This window comes from Methanobacterium subterraneum (assembly GCF_002813695.1).
Taxonomy (GTDB): Archaea; Methanobacteriota; Methanobacteria; order Methanobacteriales; family Methanobacteriaceae; genus Methanobacterium; species Methanobacterium subterraneum.
On record NZ_CP017768.1, the window covers coordinates 1,448,253 to 1,467,108 of the forward strand.

Genomic DNA, 18,856 nt, shown 5'->3' on the forward strand with positions numbered 1-18,856 from the left:
CCCTGTTGATTGATTTTATGAAGAAAAAAGAGAGTTGGATGGACCGGGTTATTGGATCTTTTCTGGGAAACCAGGATAAGAAATTCCGGGAAATACTCATAGACCAGGAAGTTGTTGAGGATATAATACAAATTGCTCGAGAGTCTCATCCCCTTGAATTTGCCGCCCTACTTGAAGGTAAGATTAAAAAAGGTGTTTTAAAGGTGGATGGCCTTGTTTTCCTGCCAGGTGAAACATCTAACCAGGGCGCGGTGATGAAAACCTTCATGATGCCACTCACCACCGGCACAGTGGGATCAGTGCATAGTCATCCCATCCCCAGCCGGGAACCTTCCACTGCGGACCTGCAATTTTTCGCCAAAAACGGTTTGTTCCATCTGATAATAGCCTATCCCTACACCGAAGATACCATACAGGCCTATGATACATTTGGGGAAATGATCAGTTATGGGCTAATTTAATATTCTCAATAGATTGCTTGGAATGAATTCTAAGGAAAAAATTCTTGATTTAACACCCAGTACTACTATTAACAAGTTAAAATTTAAAATTTTTTAATTCTAATTTAAATTAAACTCCCTAAAACAGTTAAGGAAATTGATTTTGATTTTTAGACCATTTAAAGAATTAGAATATTATAATAAAAGTAAAACTACTACAATAAATAAAAGAAGAGTATTACAAAGAAACATTACAAAAAAAAGTTTTGTTCAACCTTTTTTAAAAGGTTGAATTATAAATTAACTGACACTGCATCGTAAACATGGGCTAAAGCTTTAATATCATCTTCCACATCACGGGAGACGTTCTGATCCACTTTTAATACCATAACTGCTTCTCCACCAGGTTGCTGCCTTCCTACTTGCATTTTAGCTATGTTTATATCGTGTTCACCCAGTTTAGTTCCAATTGAACCTATTATGCCTGGGATGTCTTTGTAGCAGACAATTACCATGGTTCCTTTGGTTTCAACATCCACTTGGTAGTTGTTGATCATTACAATTTTGGGTTCTTTGTCAAAAACACCCTCAACACTAACTTCATTATTGTCAGCCTTCATTTTGATGCTTATGAGGTTTTTGTAACCCTTGGAATCACTTCTTTTTCCTTCAGTGATGATTATTCCCCTGTTTTTAGCAACTCCAGGGGCGTTTACCAAGTTCACCGGTTCGGTGAGTATGGGGTTTAAGACTTCCTGGAGGATCATCCGGGTTATGATGTCGTGTTTTTGGATTTCAGCCAGTTCTCCGCAGTATGTGATGTCCAGTTCGTTGATGTTACCCTGGGCAGTTTGAATCAGGAATTTACCCAGTTTTTCGGCCAGACCAAAGAATGGTTTGATTAGTTGAAAGGTTTCTGGATCCATTACTGGCATGTTAATAACATTTTTAGGGGATTCTCCCTGGAAAACCTTCTTGATCTCCTTGGCCACGATTATGGCAGCGTCACGCTGAGCTTCAGATGTTGAAGCTGCGATATGAGGGGTTAAAACTACATTATCCAGTTGAAGGAGAGGACTTTCCTTGGGAGGTTCTGTTTCAAACACATCAAGTGCAGCACCACCAATTTCATTCTGGGTGAGTGCATCATACAGGTCATCCTCTTTGATTATTCCTCCACGGGCACAGTTAACAATAATGGCATTCTCTTTCATTATCTTGAATTGTGGTTTGGAGATGAGGTATTTGGTCTCAGGAGTTAGAGGCACGTGGATGGTAATTACATCCGCGTTAACCAGAAGGGTTTCCAGATCAACCACTTCCACTCCCAGTTCAGCCGCCGCTTCAGGGGTGATGTAAGGGTCGTAAACCATAATATCCATACCAAATGCCTTGGCCCTGATAACCACCTGGCTGCCGATACGACCCATGCCCACTATACCTAGAGTTTTACTATTGAGTTCCATTCCCATGAAACGGCTTTTTTCCCATTTACCTTCCTTAACTGAGTTATCAGCAATGGCTATCTTACGGGACATGGATAACACCAAACCCATGGTGTGTTCTGCCACAGTTATGGAAGTGGATTCCGGTGCATTAACCACCATTATTCCTCTTTCGGTGGCTGCTTCCACATCCACATTATCCACACCCACTCCAGCTCTGGCAATGATTTTTAAAGAAGGAGCAGCTTCAATAACTTCACGGGTCACTTTGGTTCTACTTCGCACTACAATGGCATCAAAATCTTTAATATCATCTACCAGTTCTTCTGGAGTGATGTCTGTACGCGCAACAACTTCTGCAACCTCTTCCAATTCTTCGATTCCTTTTTGGTTTATCTGATCAGCGATAAGTACCTTCATATTATCCACGTTATCCATTTTTATTACCGGCCCTACATGGGCAAATTCAATTATCGTACAATATTCATATAGGAAGGATATAGTTTAAAAATCTGTTGTGAATTCCCATAAAAATAATACAATAATTATAATATGAAATTAATTAACCCATTTTCTTTAATAACATATTGCTCAACAGGATTTATCTAAAATTAAACTTATTTTAAGGAATATTTTTTAGTCAATATGATACTAAACTAAATTTTAAAGATTTAAACTCTTAATGAGCATAAATTTATATCTTGGAAATGCTATGAGTTTATAACAAATGTAAGTTTTTTTAGAATGTACTGATTGTGAACTGAAAAAAAGAATATGTTTTAGGAGGTCGGAAGTATGGTCTCAATTGATGAATATATTATTGTGAGCTCAAATTACATACCAGGATATGAAATTACAGAAACTAAAGGCTTTGTATACGGCCTTACCGTCCGTAGTAGGGGTGTTGGCGGACAGATAGGTGCGGGGATACGTTCCATGTTCGGAGGGGAGATCAAGGAATACGTTACAATGATGGAAGAAACACGGGACGAGGCCATGACAAGGGCCATTGACCATGCCAAAGCCATGGGTGCCAATGCCATAATCAGTGCCCGTTACGACTCCAACGATATTTCCGATGTGATGCAGGAGATCCTGGTTTTCGGAACTGCAGTTGTGGCTCATAAAGTCGAATAGAAAAGGTGAATGAAGTACTAAAGCATCAGTAAACCCAACTTTGAAAAATCCAATACAAATAGTGAAAAGTGTATTTCAAACTACGAAAGCAATAATACGAGCTTAAGAAGATGTATTTTTGATAAAATGTTAGAAGGTTACCTTGAAATAGATGGAAAAGAGATCCCTCGTGCTTTACTGGGAACTTCCCCCTTTATTGGGGCCGCCCACTTCGGTCACCGGGCTCGACTGTACCTCCTGGATCTTTACCGAAATCCAGAAGCAATGGCCAGGATAATGATTAAATCCTACGATTTAGGAGTTAGGGGAATTCAGCTAATACCCCATGCTCCGATAATAGAGGCCTTGCAGATTGCACAGCATGAGGGTTGTCCACTGGATATCATAGCCACCATCGGATCAGAGCCTGGAAGTGATGATATAGCTCTTGTTTCTGACCTGGAACCACAGGCTATGCTGATTGATCCGTTGATCACCGACCAGGCTGACTGGAATATCATAGGGAAAAAACTGGATGCCATTAAAGATACAGGATCAGTAGCCGGCCTCATAACCCAGTTCCCATTCAGCACCACCAGGAAGCTGTTTGATTCTCCTGTGCTGAATGATTTCAAACTATACATGATCCCCCTTAACCGCCTGGGATACCTGATGGACTGTGATACTTTTGGTCCAGATGAAAGAACCCACTTCAAGGAAATCATCAAAAAACTGGATAAAACCATAATCGCCATGCACATGATGGCAGCCGGGATAATTACACCTGATGATGCCTTTGATTATCTTAAAACAGTGGATTTCGTGGACATGGCGGCCCTGGGAATAGCTTCTGAGGTTGAAGCGGAGGAATCCTTTTCAAAGCTGTTTAAACGTTGAGAAAATAGTTGATTTTTTTATTATAATTTATTTATTCTTTTTAACTGAGAACAAACAGTTACTGGATATAAAAACACTTACCGCAGATGATCATAAATCAACATGAAAAAGGGAGAATAAATTGATATTGTGAGGATAATCTTAGAAATAAATTTTTAAAACTCATTTATAATATAAAAAGGGATTTAAAAGAATGAAAAAGGATTAATTACATTCCCTTCTTTCAGCCAGCATTTTAAGGAACTCGGCTGGATTTTTCATTTCACCGATCTCCCAGCTGTGAACTACTGGAACTCCCTCAATACATTCAGTATCCTTCTTTTTTTCCAGAATGAAAACTGCATCAGTGTCAATCACACGAGAAAGGTCCTTTAGATTTGTGGCCATTTTACGCAGGACTTTCTGATTTCTGTTTTTCTCCAAATCGGTGATTAAGGGTTCTGCCTTTTTGGAGGTGGCTTCTGCCTGAGCCATAGCATCAAAGGGTGTACGGTTGGTGTTTATAACTCCAAAACCCAGATCAACCAGTTCACGGGGTTCGCCCTTTTTAACATCTGCCTTCCCCTCATTTTTAGGAACCGAAAACAGGTTAACTGAAAGAGTGATTCTCATGTCCAGGATGTTCTCCAGTAAAAATGCGGTGTCTGGTTGTGCCCGTACCCTTCCGGTTTCATATTTGTAGATGGTTTCCCGGGATACATGGGCTTTGTCAGCCAGATCCTTCAGGGATAAGTTCTGCTGTTCTCGCATTTCCTTAATGATCTGTCCATCGATCTGCACATAATAACCACCCCTGTCTGCGAATATCTCAGGATAAATATCTTCCACCACTATATTACGCAGAGTTGAAGGTGCAATAACCGGTATTCCGTGGCGTTCATAAACCACGTCTTCCTCTAAAACTTCATTTTTAGATTTTAGACCTACTAAAAGGGGAGATCCGAAGAAGGTGCTGGCTACTCTTTTTATTTCCTGGGCGTGGGCTGCACTAAAACCATCCACGTTAACCAGTACTTTCATTAGAAGTAGTAGTAGTTCCCTGCGGGCCACCAGATCAAAACAACTTCTATCATATATATTAGAAGTGTCAAATCCATGGTTGGATAGAAGCTCGTTGATCTCAATAATTATATGATCTCGATGTAAGGGCATGTTCGACATGAAAAAACACCCCGGTGATATTTGATATGAATAACCATAATTTTGATAATGATTTTAGCGTTTATGTTGGTATTGATGACACTGACTCTGCCAGTGGCATGTGCACCACATATATATGTTGTGTGATAATGGACCGACTTATAAGTTGTGGTTTTAGAGTTGATGGTCCACCCCGCCTGATACGTCTCAACCCATTTGCACCCCATAAAACAAGGGGAAACGGAGCAGTATCATTTAAAATAGTCCTAAAATCTAAAAAAGAAGTTGAACAGGCTAAAAAAATAATTCGAGACATGGTAGGGAATCTGGCAGTCATGGGAGACCCTAAAACAAACCCAGGACTGGTATTCTATGAGGGAAAGATAACCCCTGAACTTCAGGATTATGCCATCCGAACCATCCGGACTATTGTAAGCCAAGAGGAAGCAGAAAAGTTAGCAGGGAATTTAGGTGCAGATATATTCAAGTATAAGAAAGGTAGAGGTGTTATAGGATCTCTGGCAGCCATTGGTTGTCCCCTTACTGATGCTACCTATGAATTACTGGCCTACCGTGAACCTGCAAATTACGGGAAAAAAAGGATGGTGGATGAAGATTCAGTGCTGGGGATGAACCAAAAAACCTATCCCAACACTTTTGACAATGTTGATGATGGTTACATGACCATAACTCCCCATACCCCATGTCCGGTTCTTTACGGGATCCGGGGAGAGACCATGGGAGCAGTGGAGGAAGCTCATAAACTGGTTAAGGTTTCTGAACCCATAGAGTTTTTCAGGGTGTTTTTAACCAATCAGCATACTGATATGCACCTGCAAAACATAGATGCCATTTCCAATATGAAACAGTTCCAGTGTTACATCGTCCCGGGAACAGTTAGAACTCAGCCAGTGGTTATTGAAGGGGGACACGTTATTTTCGTCCTAGAGGATGAATCTGGTGAGGTGGAATGTGCAGCATATGAACCCACCAAAAAATTCCGTGATGTGGTGCGCCACCTGGCCCCTGGAGACCAGGTGATAGTATACGGGGGAATTGGGAATAAAGGAACCCTCAATGTGGAAAAAATCAAAATCACATCTTTAGCACCCGTATACGAATATTTAAACCCGATCTGTGACTGTGGTAAACGTATGAAGTCTGCAGGTAAGGGTAAAGGGTACAAGTGTCCCCGTTGTGGTAGTAAAATGCCAACTGGTTCTGAAGAAGATGTGGAAGTTAGGGAAAAAAGGGAAATTGAACGAATGATTAAACCCGGTTTTTATGAAGTTCCACCTTCAGCACGCCGCCATCTGAGTAAACCATTAGTTAGAGGTTGATTATATCCTGAATTAATGTTAAGGTTGAAAAATGATTACCCAATATCTTGCAGAGTTCATTGATTCTACCCGTTACCAGGATCTTCCAGAAAATGTTATTAACCAGGCAAAACTCTGTTTTCTGGATTTTCTAGGAGTTTCCCTAAGGGGTTCCCGTGGTGAAAGTTCAGGAATTGTGAGAAACATTATAAATGCCCAGGGAGATTCCACTGTTATTGGTTATGATACAAGTACCCCCATGGATGCTGCTTTAGCCAACGGTGTATCTGCCCACTGCCTGGATCTGGATGATGGTCATCGCCTGGCCCAGCTTCATCCTGGTGCCTGTGTTATCCCCTCAGCACTGGCTTTAGCCGAGACAGAGAAACGATCCGGAAAAGAATTTATAACTGCCATGGTGGTGGGATATCAAGTAGCAATTCAGCTGGGGATGTTGCTTAATCCAAGTCATCGCCATAAAGGTTTCCACAGTACTGGTACCTGTGGCACCATTGGTGCTGCGGCTGCCGCCTCCAAGATATTGGATCTGGATAAAGAAAATATTCTGAATGCATTGGGGTTGGCAGGGACCCAAGCTGCAGGGTTATTGGAGTCTGATCATGCAGGTAGCATGGCCAAACACCTACATGCAGGTAAATCCGCCCAAGAAGGCGTTTTATCAGCATTATTAGCCAGTGAAGGCTTTACCGGAGCCCATACTATTCTTGAAGGGAAAGAAGGGTTTTTAAAAGCTATGGGAGAAATTAATGATGTACAAACTCCTTTACCAGAAACAGCCCCTGAACAACCAACTAACGGGGAATTTGAAATTTTACGGGTATACTTCAAAAAATATCCAGTATGCAGACATTTACACTCATCATTGGATGCTATTTTTAATATAATGGAATATAATAAAATTAAAATCACCGATATTCATGATGTGGCTGTTGAAACCTATGAAATTGCAGCTCTTCATAATAATTATCATCCAGAAACTGCTGAAGGATTCAGGCAGAGTTTACCCCTGAGTTTGGCCATGGCCATTATCAATGGAAATTTGGATGTGGTGAACATTGGAAACACCAACTGTGAAGATTTGAATGAAATTGCTAGTAAAATCAGGATTAAATGTAATGACGATTTAAATAAACTTTATCCCCATAAAAGGCCCTCAAAAGTAACCATTAAAAGTAAAGGTCAATTTTACATATCAAGAATTGATCTCCCTAAAGGAGAACCTGAAACTCCATTCACCAGGGAGGAATTATTAAATAAATTCAACACCCTCAATCCCGAGGTGGATGTGAATGTTTTGGATGTTCTGGAAGATTTAGAAGATTTACGCACAGATAAATTAATGAATTCCCTTAATGATGAGTTTAAATGATACTTAATATATTCTTTAGAATAATCATGCTCTAATTGAAACTAAAATAAATTAAAATTAGAATAAGTTGATGGAAATAGTGGATTATGGGAATATTTTGATTAAAAAATTATGATAATCAATCATATGATAATGAAAATAATGGTAAGGGAGTAGGTGTGTGAAATGGACACTCATGACTTTTTAAATAAAATTGGAATTATTAAATCTGAAAATAATTTACAGGATTCACCTAAGCGGTTTCCAGATGGTGCCCAGTACCGTTTTGAAGTTCCAGGTATCCAGAAACCAGGTGCCCTGGAGGGTTTACTGGAAGCCATTGATGAGTACGAGGTTATGGTGCACCGGGTGACCCAAACTAAGGGAATAATGCTCTTGACTGATCAGGAAATACTGGACATGGCAGATCTGGCCCATGATGCCCAGATGGAACTCTTTTTAAGCGTGGGTCCACGTGCACCCTATGACACCAGTGCCTCTGCCAAGACTAAGGAGGGGGCACGTATAGGATACCGGTTAAGGGGATATGATAATTTAACCTACGCCATTGAAGATGTTAAAAGGGCGGTGGATCTCGGTGTAAGGGGTATAGTGGTCTACGATGAAGGACTCCTGTGGGTGCTGAGTAAAATGCGTGAAGAAGGAGAATTACCCACTAATGTGCATTTCAAGGTTTCAGCCCACTGTGGTCATGGGAATCCTGCCTCGGCAAAGCTTCTGGAAATGATTGGAGCGAATTCATTCAACCCGGTCCGAGATCTGCAGATAGCCATGCTGGAGGCTTTACGAAACTCAGTGGATATATCCCTGGATATTCACACTGAAAATCCCAAATCTTCTGGAGGGTTCATCAGGCATTACGAGGCACCGGAAATCATAAGAAAAGCCTGTCCGGTGTACCTTAAAACAGGGGGGTCGGTGGCAGCTTATCATGGGTATGATACCACCCGTAAAGAAGCAGGAGAAAGGGCAAGGCAAGTTTTACTGGTTCAAAGTATGGTAAACCGTTTTTATCCTGAAGCTGTGATCTCCAAAAAGGGAGCAAGTGAAATGGCCATACCAGATAATATTTAACTAGAGGTAAAAACCTATTCAAATAATTTTGTTAAAAAATCTTTAGATTAAATATTTCCAGAACATCAGACGATTAGGAGCTTATTATGTTGGTAAACATCAAGGAACTGGTTAAAGATGCGGTGATAGAAGCCAGCACCACTTTCAGAGAAGACCAGATTAAGGCTTATCAGCGGGCTGTGGAAATGGAAGAAAATGATAACGCCCGCTGGGTTCTGGAGTTATTACTGGAGAATGCAGAAGTCGCCCATTGTAATAAAGTTCCTCTATGTGACGACACTGGCATCCCCCATGTACTGGTAGAATTAGGAGTTAGAACAAAGTTTAATCCTGATTTATTCAACCAAATAGAAGAAGGCATATCTTTAGGCCTTATTAAGTTACCTGGAAGGCCAATGGCAGTTCAAGGAGATGATATTGGGCGGATTGAACAGAGCCAGGGACTTTACAATGATCCGGGAAAAGTAATACCTCCATCTGTTTTAGTTGATAAAATGGATGGTGAGGGTGTTAAAATCCATGTATTAATGTTAGGTGGAGGTCCAGAGATAAGGAGTCACACTTATCGTGTTTTTCACCAGCGGGATCATGGAAACCTTTTTAAGGAAGCATTGACATGGATGAGATCAGAGATTCCTAAGTTGGGATGTACACCATGCATCCCTGCACTGGGGATTGGGAGAACCCATTTTGAAGCGTCATCACTGATGTTAAAGGCAATGGCCTATGGGAATCTTAATCATCAATCATTAATTGAAAAAAAGATAACTAATGCCTTGAATAATACCAATGTAGGTGCCCTTGGTCTAGGGGGTTCAGTAACCGCACTGGGGACTATGGTGAAAGTAGGGCCGCAAAGGGCTAGTGGAGTGCGTATTGTTTGTATGCGCCCCTGTTGTTGTGTTGAACCACGGAAAGCATCTATTTATCTTTCACAAGATTCACTGGAGTAAAGAAAATGGCAATTGGAAGAGAGACTGTGGAAAATTTATTAAAGCTTACCAAGCCCAAATGGAGGACCTCCATTACTAAGGTAGAACCTAACCGAATAATCACCCGCGGATACCCTCAGGAAGATTTGATAGGAAATATTTCATTTTCAGAAATGGTTTATTTACTCCTGAAGGGTGAAATTCCCCATGAAAAACAAGCCAAGATGTTGGAAGCTGTTTTAGTCTCTTTTTGTGATCACGGAGTAACCCCCCCCAGCACCCAAGTGGCCAGGATCATGGCCTCCACCGGTGCCCCCATGAATACTTGTGTCTCAGGAGGAATATCTTCCTTTGGAAAATACCACGCTGGTGCCCTGGAACGTTCCATGCGCATATTACAGAGGATAATTAAGGAAGGTGTTAATTCCAATGGCCCTCCTTCATCCAGTAGTGATCTGAAAAATTCGGCGCTGATTGTGGTGGAACACTTCCTGGAGAAGGGGAAAAAAATACCCGGATTTGGGCACCGTTTCCATGATGAAGACCCCCGACCAGTTAAACTTATTAAAACTGCCAAAAAATATGGATGTTTTGGAATTCACAGTGAATTAGCTGTTTCTATTGAAAATTTACTCCTGGAAATGAAGGGCATCCGTATGAATATAGACGGTGCCAATGCAGGGATACTCTCAGACATGGGGTTTGACTGGGAGTTAGGAACCGGGGTATTCATGATCGGGAGAGTTCCAGCACTTGTTTCACACATAAAAGAGGAAAAATCTGTTGAAAATTCTTTTAGAAAGTTTGTTGAAGTTGAAGATATTTATTACAATGGCTTAGAGTGTAGAAATATTGATTCTGATAGAAATGAACTTAATACATCCAAATAAGTTCTTATGCTCTTTTTTCACTTGAAAAATTAAATAGTAAAAGATAAATATAAGCCTTAATAGAGTTCCGTTTATCATGGTCATATTAGGGTGATTTAAATGACAACGATATCAGAAGCGATAACAACGATAAAGAAGGCTGAAAGTGATGCCGATAAACTAATAGAGGACACAAAAGCCAAGTCTTCTGAAATGATTCTAGAAGCCAAATCTAAATCAATAGAAACCATAGAAAAGGCCAAAGAGGAAGCTAACAGTGATGCTGAAAAGATCACTTTTGAAGCCGAAACTAACGCCAAAAAGGAAGCATACCAAATAAACAACCAAACAAATGAAAAAGTAGAGATAACTAAAACAAGTGCTGCCAAAATGGTTGATGAGGCTGCTGAAGTCATTGTGAAAAGCATATTATAGTGTGAGTACCATGTTCAAGCCGGCAAGGATGAAAAAGCTTAGGATAATCACCTTGGACAAGTACGCTGATTCGGCAGTGAGTTCACTTCACGAAGCAGGCTTAGTCCAGATTGAAGATATATCCGAGCGCATACAACAGGACGCAGAATGGAGGCAGATCCTGAAACCATCCAGCACCTCTCCTTTTACCGGTAAAATTTCTTCCCTTTTGATGAAAACATCAGGGACTGTTGATTTTCTAAAATCAATGGCCAAAAAAGAGAAGGGAATTTTACCCCTGGTTAAGGGTTTTATTAACCCTCCACCCATTAAAAAAGTAGAAGTAGAAACCCTGGATACCGAAGAACTTATTCAAAAGGCCGAAAGACTCCTGGGAGAAGTTGAATCACAAACAAAACCCCGGGAAGAAAAAATAAACCAGTTAGACTCTAGGAAAACTGAACTTGAAAATGCCCTTAGAGTTGCTGGTAATCTTTCCAATTTTGACGTTGATCTCGGTCTTCTGGAAGAATCTGATTATGTCTCTGTTATTGCGGGAAAACTATCCTCAGAAACCTATGATAAATTCATGGGTTATTTGAAGGATTTAACCAACGAAATTGTAGTTTTTGACCAGGACGATGAATCAAAAGGATTCAAAATACTGGTTATTGTAACTGTGAAAACCCACCAAGAAGAAGTTCTGAGTCAGTTGCGTAAGATGGAATTTGAAAGATTCGAATTTTCAGGGCTCAATGGTAAACCCTCAGAAATAATCCAGAAATCAGAATCTGAAATGGAATCTATTGCCCGGGAAAAAGAATCCGTCTTAAACGATCTGGCAGAAGTATCTAATGAATGGTTCGAGCAACTTAGAGCCCTTAAAGAAGAGTTGGAAATCGAAAAACAACGCAACGAAGTCTTTTCTTCATTTGGTGAAACTGATAAAACTGTTTTGTTTGAAGGATGGGTTCCGGAGAAAAAACTCAAAAAAGCTCTTTTAACCATTGAAACATCAACTGAGGGCCACTCAATTGTAGATGTAACTGACCCTGATGTGGAAAAAGACAATATACCAGTTCAACTGGATAACCCTAAATTCGCAAAACCCTATGAAATGTTCGTAAACATGTATTCTCCCCCGGATTACCGGGAAATTGACCCCACTATCCTCATGGCAATTGTATTCCCATTTTTCTTCGGTTTCTGTCTCACAGAAGCAGGTTATGGTATTATCGATGCCATGGTAGGCTATATTATTTTCAGAGGACTGGGAAGAAACAGCAAAACAATGGCCAACATGGGTCTGATTATGGTTGCCTGTGGAGTATGGGCTGTAATACTGGGACTGGTTACCAACAGTTTCATAGGAGACTTAATCCCTCGATTCATCTGGGGAGATACAAGTATGGCTCTTCCAACCACCATACCATCCATAAACTCCTTTGCACACCCTGAAAACATACTCATAATCGCCATAGTAGTGGGTGTAATACACCTGAACCTGGGTTTAGCAATTGGAGCCTACAACAACATAGTTCGTGGGGACACTAAAGAAGCTTTAGGAGCCCAGATTGTCTGGTTTATCCTGGAAGCAGGTATTGCATTACTGGCAATAGGATACCTCCTTTTAGGAGGCGGAATATTGATGTACGCAGGAGTAGGTATCTTTGTATTGAGCCTAATCATGCTGGTGTATTTCAACGGTATGTTTGGAATTATGGATTTATCCGGTTTCCTGGGAAACGTATTATCATACGCCAGGCTCCTGGCACTGGCACTTTCCACTGGTGGGATCGCAATGACCGTGAATATATTAACCGGAATTTGCGCTGAAATGATCCCTCTGATTGGAATAATAATTGCACCAATAGTATTCGTTGGAGGACAAATCGCAAACCTTGCCTTCCAAACACTGGGTGCATTCATCAATGCATTACGTTTGCATTACGTTGAGTTTTTCGCTCAATTTTACATAGGCGGAAGTCAGAAATTCAAGGCTTTCCGTGCCAAAAGAAAGTTTACTGATATAGGAGGAAAATAACATGGTAGAAGTCGCTTTAGGAACAGCATTAGCAGCAATCGGTGCTGGATTAGCAGTCGGTTTTGCAGGATTAGGATCAGGTTTAGGTCAAGGAATAGCAGCAGCAGGAAGTGTAGGTGCGGTGGCCGAAGATGAAGACATGTTCGCCAGAGGTATCATCTTCACTGCACTACCTGAAACCCAGGCTATTTACGGGTTCCTGATTGCCATACTCCTTATGGTTTTCACAATTATGGCTAACAAAGCATTGTCTCCTTCCTTAGGTCTGGTGGCAATAGGTGCAGGAGCCGCAATAGGGTTTGCCGGTCTAGGTTCCGGTATGGGGCAAGGTATCACCGCATCCTCATCAGTAGGAGCAGTAGTTGAAAACGAAGACATGTTCGCCAGAGGTATCATCTTCACTGCACTACCTGAAACCCAGGCTATTTACGGGTTCCTGATTGCTATACTCCTCATGGTATTCGGCGGAATTCTGGCAGGATGATCAAGATGAGCGCCGGGACAGATAAAATAGTCTCAAGTATAATGTCTGATGCCCAGATAAAAGTAGAATCCATATTAGCGGAAGCTGAAAAGGAAAAAGAATCCATTATCTCCGAAGGCAATGCTCAAGCAGCAGCAGAAAAGGAGAAAATCTTAGAAAACGCTGAAAAACAGGCAAAAATGAGGTATCAACAGATTATCTCAGAAGCTAAGATGAACTCCAGGAGAATGGAACTTGAGGCTCGAGAGGAAGTAATAGAAGAAGCTTTCAGCAAAGCTGAAGAAAAGCTTAAAGAAATAGCTTCTTCAGATGCAGCTGAATACAAGGCATCTCTTGAAAAAGTAATCACCGAAGCTGGTACTGAAATTGGAGGTGGAGACATGATAGTCCTCGTTAAAGAAAGCGATGCGGCTAAAATAAAAGGATCCCTACCTTCCATTGAAAAAGATATCAGCAACAACACAAGTACCCCCACTAAACTGGAGATGGGCGAAAACATCAACACCATTGGAGGAGCTATTGTTAGAACCAAAAATGGTGAAATAGAGGTTAACAACACCATCGAAGCAAGGATGTTAAGATTTAAAAAATCTCTAAGATCTGAAGTTGCCGGGATACTGTTCAAATAATAGGGGAGATTTCATATGGTAGAGGACATTACTTCATTAGTCACTGGACTGGGATTCCCCTCTATTGAAGCTTTTTTAGCGGCAGTAATTCTAGTACTGGCTATTTTCGGAGCAATAGTAGTTATAGCAACAATTAGGCCCGTTCTAGGCATGTTTCCTTACACATATCCCAATGCACGTGTAAGGGCCAGAATAGGGAGAATATTCAGTGAAAAACAGTTCCAGGAAATCATTGAAGCTGGGAACATTGAAGAAGTTAAAAATTACCTCCGAGGGTTCCCAGATTACGCCAAATACATTGACCAGTACCCCTTGGAAAAGGCCCTGGACACTCAGCTTGCTGAGAACTACGATTTAGTAGCCAGAATAACCCCTGAAAACAGCAGAGATGCATTCAAATTTCTCCTGAAAAAATGGGATATTAAAAATATAAAAAGCATAATAATCGCCAAAGAAGCAGGGCTAAATCAAGAAGAAACCATGGATCTGTTAGTGCCATTTGGTGATCTTTCCGATAAACTGGACACTCTCCTGGATGCAGACAATGTAACTGAAGTTTTAAGTGCCCTGGAAGGAACAGAATACACCCCCATCCTTGAAGATGCCATTCCTAATTACCAGGAAACTGGGATGTTACTGCCACTGGAAGCTTCCCTGGATAAGTACCTTCTGGAAAACCTCTTAAGAACTGTTAGCACCCCTGAAGATGACAACACTGCATACCTCAAAAATTATGTGGGTAACATAGTGGATGGAAGCAACCTTAAAATCATCTTAAGGGCTAAAGTGGATGGGCTGAAATTCGAGGATATCGAACCCTACATGATCAGTGATGGTTACCAGATTAGGGAATGGAAACTGAAGGATCTCATGGAAGCAGAAGATGTTGCAGGCGTGGTTAGTGGACTGGAAGGAACCGATTACGCACCAATACTGGCCGAAGCAATGGCCACCTACAGTGAAACCGGCTCCATTGGAGCATTTGAAACTGCATTGGATAATCAAGTGGATGAAACTGCTAAAAAGATAGCTTTAAAGAATCAGTTCGGAATCGGGCCCATGATTGGATTTTTAAGTAAAAAAGAAAAGGAAATTAAAAACTTAAAAATCATTGTCCGTGGTAAACGCGAAGAAGGATTCACCCCTGCTATGATCAAGGAGATGTTAGTATGAGTTCAAAAATAGCAGTAATGGCAGATCCTGACACCGTCACCGGTTTCATGCTAGGTGGAATCAAGGATGGATTCCCCGTTAACAACATGGAAGAAGCAGGAGATAAACTGAAGAAACTGGCCAAGGAGTACTCTATTATTATAACCACTGAGGAAATAGGCGATAATTTCAGAGAAATAATTGATAAAATTAGCAGTGAAAGTGCACTGCCCATGATAATTGAAATTCCAGATAAAAAAGGCTCAGTAGAACGGGAATCAGACCCAATCAGAGAGCTTATAAAACGAGTAATCGGGGTTGAGATGGTAGAATGACTCTCGAAGGAAAGATAATAAAGATAGCGGGTCCTGTTATAACCGCAGACGGTATGAGAGGGACCCAGATGTACGAGATGGTAAAAGTAGGTGAAGACAAGCTCATCGGTGAAATCATCGAACTTGAAGGCGACACCGCCACCATCCAGGTTTACGAAGAAACAGCAGGGATGAAACCCGGAGAAGTAGTGGAAAGTACAGGTGGGCCACTATCCGTGGAATTAGGACCCGGAATTATCGGTTCCATATTTGACGGTATACAGAGGCCACTGGAAACCATTAAACTCACTGTGGGAGACTACATTGAAAGGGGTGTGGATGTACCTGCATTACCAAAAGATAAAAAATGGACATTCAAACCCACTGCAACAGCTGGTACTGAAGTTAAAGGTGGAGACATCATTGGTGAAGTGCAGGAAACCTCAGCAGTAGTCCAAAAAATTATGATACCCCCACGAGTCAGCGGTACCCTCAAAAGTATCGTTGGTGAAGGGCAGTACACTGTTCTGGATGACATCGCAGAAGTGGAAACTCCTAAAGGCCCAGTTAAAGTGCAGATGATGCAAAAATGGCCAGTTAGGGTTGGTAGGCCTTACAAAGATAAATTAGACCCTGACATACCACTGGTAACCGGTCAAAGAGCACAGGACACCTTTTTCCCTGTGGCTAAAGGTGGAACCGCAGCCATACCCGGACCTTTCGGATCCGGGAAAACCGTTACCCAGCAGCAGCTGGCCAAATGGGCTGACGCAGACATCATTGTCTACGTGGGATGCGGTGAAAGGGGTAACGAGATGACAGAGGTTCTGAAAGAATTCCCAGAACTCGAAGACCCTAAAACCGGTAAACCATTAATGGACCGAACCGTGCTTATTGCTAACACATCCAACATGCCGGTGGCAGCCAGAGAAGCCTGTGTGTACACCGGTATAACCATAGCTGAATATTTCCGTGACCAGGGATACGATGTGGCCCTAATGGCAGATTCCACCTCCCGATGGGCAGAAGCCATGAGGGAAATCTCCAGACGACTGGAAGAAATGCCTGGTGAAGAAGGATACCCCGCATACCTGGCATCACGTCTGGCACAGTTCTACGAACGAGCTGGCCGGGTTAACACCGTGGGAACTGAAAGTAAAGTCGCATCAGTTAGTGTGGTTGGTGCAGTTTCACCACCTGGTGGGGACCTATCTGAACCAGTTACACAGAACACCCTGCGTATATGTAAAGTGTTCTGGGCACTGGACGCATCCCTAGCAGACAAACGTCACTTCCCATCCATAGACTGGCTGCAAAGTTACTCATTATACGTGGATAGTGTGGAAAGTTGGTGGGATAAAACCGTAGGCGCAGACTGGAGAGCAACCAGGGACGAAGCCATGGCCCTACTTCAGAAAGAATCTGAACTTCAGGAAATTGTTCAACTGGTGGGACCAGATGCCCTGCCTGACCGGGAAAGGATCACTCTAGAAAGTACCCGTATGATACGGGAGGATTTCCTGCAGCAGAACGCGTACCACGAAGTGGACACTTACTGTTCCCCAACCAAACAGTACCAACTACTTAAAACTATTATCATCTTCCAGGAACAGGCCACTGCCGCCCTGGAACGTGGAGCATCCGCAGCTGATCTAACTGATCTACCAGTTAAAGAAGAAATTGGAAGGATGAAATTCATCCCTGAAGATGAATTCGACGCTGCAATCAAAGATATCCAGGATAAAATAGTTAAACAGACAGGGGAGGTGTGAAAATGAACACCAATATCAAAACCAGAGAATATACCACAGTCAGAGAAGTGGCTGGTCCTCTCATGATTGTTGAAGGCGTTGAAGGCGTTGCCTACAATGAAATAGTGGACATTGAAACACCCAATGGAGAGATGAGAAGAGGGCAAGTCCTGGAAGTTAAGGGAGACGTTGCTGTGGTTCAGGTTTTTGAAGGAACCAGAGACCTCAACACCTCCACCACAAAGGTACGATTCACCGGAGAAACCGCCCATATAGGAGTTTCACTGGACATGCTAGGACGAGTATTCAGTGGTACCGGAAGCCCCATAGACGGTGGTCCTGAAATCATCCCCGAAAAGGAACTAGACATCAACGGAAGCCCGATGAACCCTTCTGCCAGGGAATTCCCAGCAGAATTCATCCAAACAGGTATTTCAACCATTGACGGAATGAACACCCTTGTTCGTGGACAAAAACTACCTATCTTCTCTGGATCAGGTCTACCTCACAACGAACTGGCTGCCCAGATCGCAAGACAGGCCAAGGTGTTAGCTGAAGAATCAGAGTTTTCAGTTATATTCGCAGCCATGGGTATCACCCACGAAGAAGCAAACTACTTCATGCGTGATTTTGAGAGAACCGGAGCATTAGAACGTGTGACTGTGTTCATGAACCTGGCTGACGACCCAGCCATTGAAAGGATCATCACCCCCCGTATGGCTCTAACTACTGCTGAGTACTTTGCCTTCGAGCATGACATGCACGTACTGGTTATACTAACTGATATGACCAACTACGCAGAAGCTTTAAGGGAAATTTCAGCTGCTCGTGACGAGGTACCTGGACGAAGGGGTTACCCTGGTTACATGTACACTGACCTTTCCAGTTTATATGAAAGGGCAGGACGTATAACCGGTAAAGAAGGTTCCATCACACAGATGCCTATTTTGGTGATGCCTCAGGACGATATTACTCACCCCATACCGGATTTAACCGGTTACATTACTGAAGGACAGATCGTTTTAAGCAGGGATCTGCACCGTAAAGGTATTTATCCACCAGTAGATGTACTCCCATCACTATCACGACTGATGAGTGGTGGAATTGGTGAAGGGCAGACAAGGGAAGACCACAGTGGAGTTTCTGACCAGCTTTACTCAGCATATGCTGAAGGACGAGACCTCAGAGACTTGATGGCTGTGGTTGGGGAAGAAGCTCTTACCGAGCGAGACCGTAAGTTTCTGGCCTTTGCTGATGGTTTTGAAAATAAATTCATCACCCAAAGCAGGGACGAAGACCGTTCCATTCAGGAAACCCTGGACCTCGGTTGGGAGTTAATGAGCTTACTACCCGAAGCAGAGCTTAAGAGGGTACGGGCAGAACACATCCCCAAATATCACCCTGACCATAAATAATCCCCTTCCTATTTTTTAGGAAGGAAAAAGA

At 42.1% G+C, this 18,856-nt stretch carries 18 protein-coding genes; 16 read left to right on the forward strand and 2 right to left on the reverse strand.

Annotation, left to right across the window (positions count from 1 at the left end; all coding sequences use genetic code 11):
- The first annotated feature begins 17 nt into the window (after positions 1-17).
- Positions 18-461: a Mov34/MPN/PAD-1 family protein gene (locus BK009_RS06975; RefSeq protein ID WP_100905677.1), complete on the forward strand. Its 444-nt coding sequence runs from the start codon at positions 18-20 to the stop codon at positions 459-461.
- Positions 462-733: 272 nt separating this feature from the next.
- Here BK009_RS06975 and serA read toward each other — a convergent pair whose 3' ends face one another.
- The gene (gene serA, locus BK009_RS06980) at positions 734-2,305 is read right to left on the reverse strand and encodes a phosphoglycerate dehydrogenase (RefSeq protein WP_100909735.1); all 1,572 of its coding nucleotides are present in this window, start codon (positions 2,303-2,305) and stop codon (positions 734-736) included.
- A 375-nt stretch (positions 2,306-2,680) separates the two neighbouring features.
- Here serA and BK009_RS06985 point away from each other — a divergent pair, with 375 nt between their 5' ends.
- Together BK009_RS06985 and BK009_RS06990 are read left to right on the forward strand one after the other, a co-directional pair.
- Positions 2,681-3,022 (forward strand): heavy metal-binding domain-containing protein, encoded by a 342-nt coding sequence (locus BK009_RS06985; protein WP_100905676.1) that lies wholly within the window; start codon positions 2,681-2,683, stop codon positions 3,020-3,022.
- A 126-nt stretch (positions 3,023-3,148) separates the two neighbouring features.
- Positions 3,149-3,898, forward strand: coding sequence for a hypothetical protein (locus BK009_RS06990; RefSeq protein ID WP_100905675.1), 750 nt, complete (start codon positions 3,149-3,151; stop codon positions 3,896-3,898).
- A gap of 204 nt (positions 3,899-4,102) precedes the next feature.
- On the opposite strand, the gene BK009_RS06995 is transcribed toward BK009_RS06990, so the two are convergent.
- Complete coding sequence (locus tag BK009_RS06995) at positions 4,103-5,059, reverse strand: transcriptional regulator (protein ID WP_232728057.1); 957 nt, start codon at positions 5,057-5,059, stop codon at positions 4,103-4,105.
- Positions 5,060-5,085: 26 nt separating this feature from the next.
- On the opposite strand from BK009_RS06995, the gene BK009_RS07000 reads away from it, so the two are divergent.
- From BK009_RS07000 to BK009_RS07060, 13 genes are all read left to right on the forward strand, one after another.
- Positions 5,086-6,378, forward strand: a complete 1,293-nt coding sequence (locus BK009_RS07000) for a tRNA(Ile)(2)-agmatinylcytidine synthase (protein WP_100905673.1) — start codon at positions 5,086-5,088, stop codon at positions 6,376-6,378.
- Positions 6,379-6,409: 31 nt separating this feature from the next.
- The gene (locus tag BK009_RS07005; protein ID WP_100909299.1) at positions 6,410-7,747 is read left to right on the forward strand and encodes an MmgE/PrpD family protein; all 1,338 of its coding nucleotides are present in this window, start codon (positions 6,410-6,412) and stop codon (positions 7,745-7,747) included.
- Between the two features lie 165 nt (positions 7,748-7,912).
- Positions 7,913-8,821, forward strand: a complete 909-nt coding sequence (locus BK009_RS07010) for a peptidase (RefSeq protein WP_100907016.1) — start codon at positions 7,913-7,915, stop codon at positions 8,819-8,821.
- Between the two features lie 86 nt (positions 8,822-8,907).
- Positions 8,908-9,774, forward strand: a complete 867-nt coding sequence (locus BK009_RS07015; protein ID WP_100909300.1) for a fumarate hydratase — start codon at positions 8,908-8,910, stop codon at positions 9,772-9,774.
- Between the two features lie 5 nt (positions 9,775-9,779).
- Positions 9,780-10,643: a citryl-CoA lyase gene (locus BK009_RS07020; RefSeq protein ID WP_100909301.1), complete on the forward strand. Its 864-nt coding sequence runs from the start codon at positions 9,780-9,782 to the stop codon at positions 10,641-10,643.
- A 99-nt stretch (positions 10,644-10,742) separates the two neighbouring features.
- Entirely contained in the window at positions 10,743-11,057 is a 315-nt protein-coding gene (locus BK009_RS07025; RefSeq protein WP_100909302.1) for a V-type ATP synthase subunit H, read from the forward strand.
- Positions 11,058-11,067: 10 nt separating this feature from the next.
- Positions 11,068-13,080, forward strand: coding sequence for a V-type ATP synthase subunit I (locus BK009_RS07030; RefSeq protein WP_100905667.1), 2,013 nt, complete (start codon positions 11,068-11,070; stop codon positions 13,078-13,080).
- Position 13,081: 1 nt separating this feature from the next.
- Positions 13,082-13,564, forward strand: coding sequence for a V-type ATP synthase subunit K (locus BK009_RS07035; protein WP_100905666.1), 483 nt, complete (start codon positions 13,082-13,084; stop codon positions 13,562-13,564).
- A 5-nt stretch (positions 13,565-13,569) separates the two neighbouring features.
- Positions 13,570-14,193 carry a V-type proton ATPase subunit E gene (locus tag BK009_RS07040; protein ID WP_100905665.1) on the forward strand — a complete coding sequence of 208 codons (624 nt, stop codon included), beginning with the start codon at positions 13,570-13,572 and terminating at the stop codon, positions 14,191-14,193.
- A 15-nt stretch (positions 14,194-14,208) separates the two neighbouring features.
- The gene (locus BK009_RS07045) at positions 14,209-15,366 is read left to right on the forward strand and encodes a V-type ATP synthase subunit C (protein ID WP_100907019.1); all 1,158 of its coding nucleotides are present in this window, start codon (positions 14,209-14,211) and stop codon (positions 15,364-15,366) included.
- The gene (locus tag BK009_RS07050; protein WP_100905663.1) at positions 15,363-15,680 is read left to right on the forward strand and encodes a V-type ATP synthase subunit F; all 318 of its coding nucleotides are present in this window, start codon (positions 15,363-15,365) and stop codon (positions 15,678-15,680) included. The genes BK009_RS07045 and BK009_RS07050 overlap by 4 nt, the downstream gene beginning before the upstream one ends.
- A complete protein-coding gene (locus BK009_RS07055; RefSeq protein ID WP_100909303.1) occupies positions 15,677-17,431 on the forward strand; it encodes an ATP synthase subunit A in 1,755 nt (584 codons plus the stop codon). Before BK009_RS07050 ends, BK009_RS07055 begins: the two co-directional genes overlap by 4 nt.
- Before the next feature lie 2 nt (positions 17,432-17,433).
- A complete protein-coding gene (locus BK009_RS07060; RefSeq protein WP_100905661.1) occupies positions 17,434-18,825 on the forward strand; it encodes an ATP synthase subunit B in 1,392 nt (463 codons plus the stop codon).
- The last annotated feature ends 31 nt before the right edge of the window (positions 18,826-18,856 follow it).

What these genes read in the sequence shown, in the direction of transcription:
- BK009_RS07050 (WP_100905663.1), top strand. Translation starts at nt 15,363, where the DNA reads ATGAGTTCAAAAATAGCAGTAATGGCAGATCCTGACACCGTCACCGGT.
- BK009_RS06975 (WP_100905677.1), top strand. Translation starts at nt 18, where the DNA reads ATGAAGAAAAAAGAGAGTTGGATGGACCGGGTTATTGGATCTTTTCTG.
- BK009_RS07030 (WP_100905667.1), top strand. Translation starts at nt 11,068, where the DNA reads ATGTTCAAGCCGGCAAGGATGAAAAAGCTTAGGATAATCACCTTGGAC.
- BK009_RS06990 (WP_100905675.1), top strand. Translation starts at nt 3,149, where the DNA reads ATGTTAGAAGGTTACCTTGAAATAGATGGAAAAGAGATCCCTCGTGCT.
- BK009_RS07005 (WP_100909299.1), top strand. Translation starts at nt 6,410, where the DNA reads ATGATTACCCAATATCTTGCAGAGTTCATTGATTCTACCCGTTACCAG.
- BK009_RS07000 (WP_100905673.1), top strand. Translation starts at nt 5,086, where the DNA reads ATGAATAACCATAATTTTGATAATGATTTTAGCGTTTATGTTGGTATT.
- serA (WP_100909735.1), bottom strand. Translation starts at nt 2,305, where the DNA reads ATGAAGGTACTTATCGCTGATCAGATAAACCAAAAAGGAATCGAAGAA.
- BK009_RS07010 (WP_100907016.1), top strand. Translation starts at nt 7,913, where the DNA reads ATGGACACTCATGACTTTTTAAATAAAATTGGAATTATTAAATCTGAA.
- BK009_RS07060 (WP_100905661.1), top strand. Translation starts at nt 17,434, where the DNA reads ATGAACACCAATATCAAAACCAGAGAATATACCACAGTCAGAGAAGTG.
- BK009_RS07055 (WP_100909303.1), top strand. Translation starts at nt 15,677, where the DNA reads ATGACTCTCGAAGGAAAGATAATAAAGATAGCGGGTCCTGTTATAACC.
- BK009_RS06995 (WP_232728057.1), bottom strand. Translation starts at nt 5,059, where the DNA reads ATGTCGAACATGCCCTTACATCGAGATCATATAATTATTGAGATCAAC.
- BK009_RS07025 (WP_100909302.1), top strand. Translation starts at nt 10,743, where the DNA reads ATGACAACGATATCAGAAGCGATAACAACGATAAAGAAGGCTGAAAGT.
- BK009_RS07035 (WP_100905666.1), top strand. Translation starts at nt 13,082, where the DNA reads ATGGTAGAAGTCGCTTTAGGAACAGCATTAGCAGCAATCGGTGCTGGA.
- BK009_RS07045 (WP_100907019.1), top strand. Translation starts at nt 14,209, where the DNA reads ATGGTAGAGGACATTACTTCATTAGTCACTGGACTGGGATTCCCCTCT.
- BK009_RS07040 (WP_100905665.1), top strand. Translation starts at nt 13,570, where the DNA reads ATGAGCGCCGGGACAGATAAAATAGTCTCAAGTATAATGTCTGATGCC.
- BK009_RS07015 (WP_100909300.1), top strand. Translation starts at nt 8,908, where the DNA reads ATGTTGGTAAACATCAAGGAACTGGTTAAAGATGCGGTGATAGAAGCC.
- BK009_RS06985 (WP_100905676.1), top strand. Translation starts at nt 2,681, where the DNA reads ATGGTCTCAATTGATGAATATATTATTGTGAGCTCAAATTACATACCA.
- BK009_RS07020 (WP_100909301.1), top strand. Translation starts at nt 9,780, where the DNA reads ATGGCAATTGGAAGAGAGACTGTGGAAAATTTATTAAAGCTTACCAAG.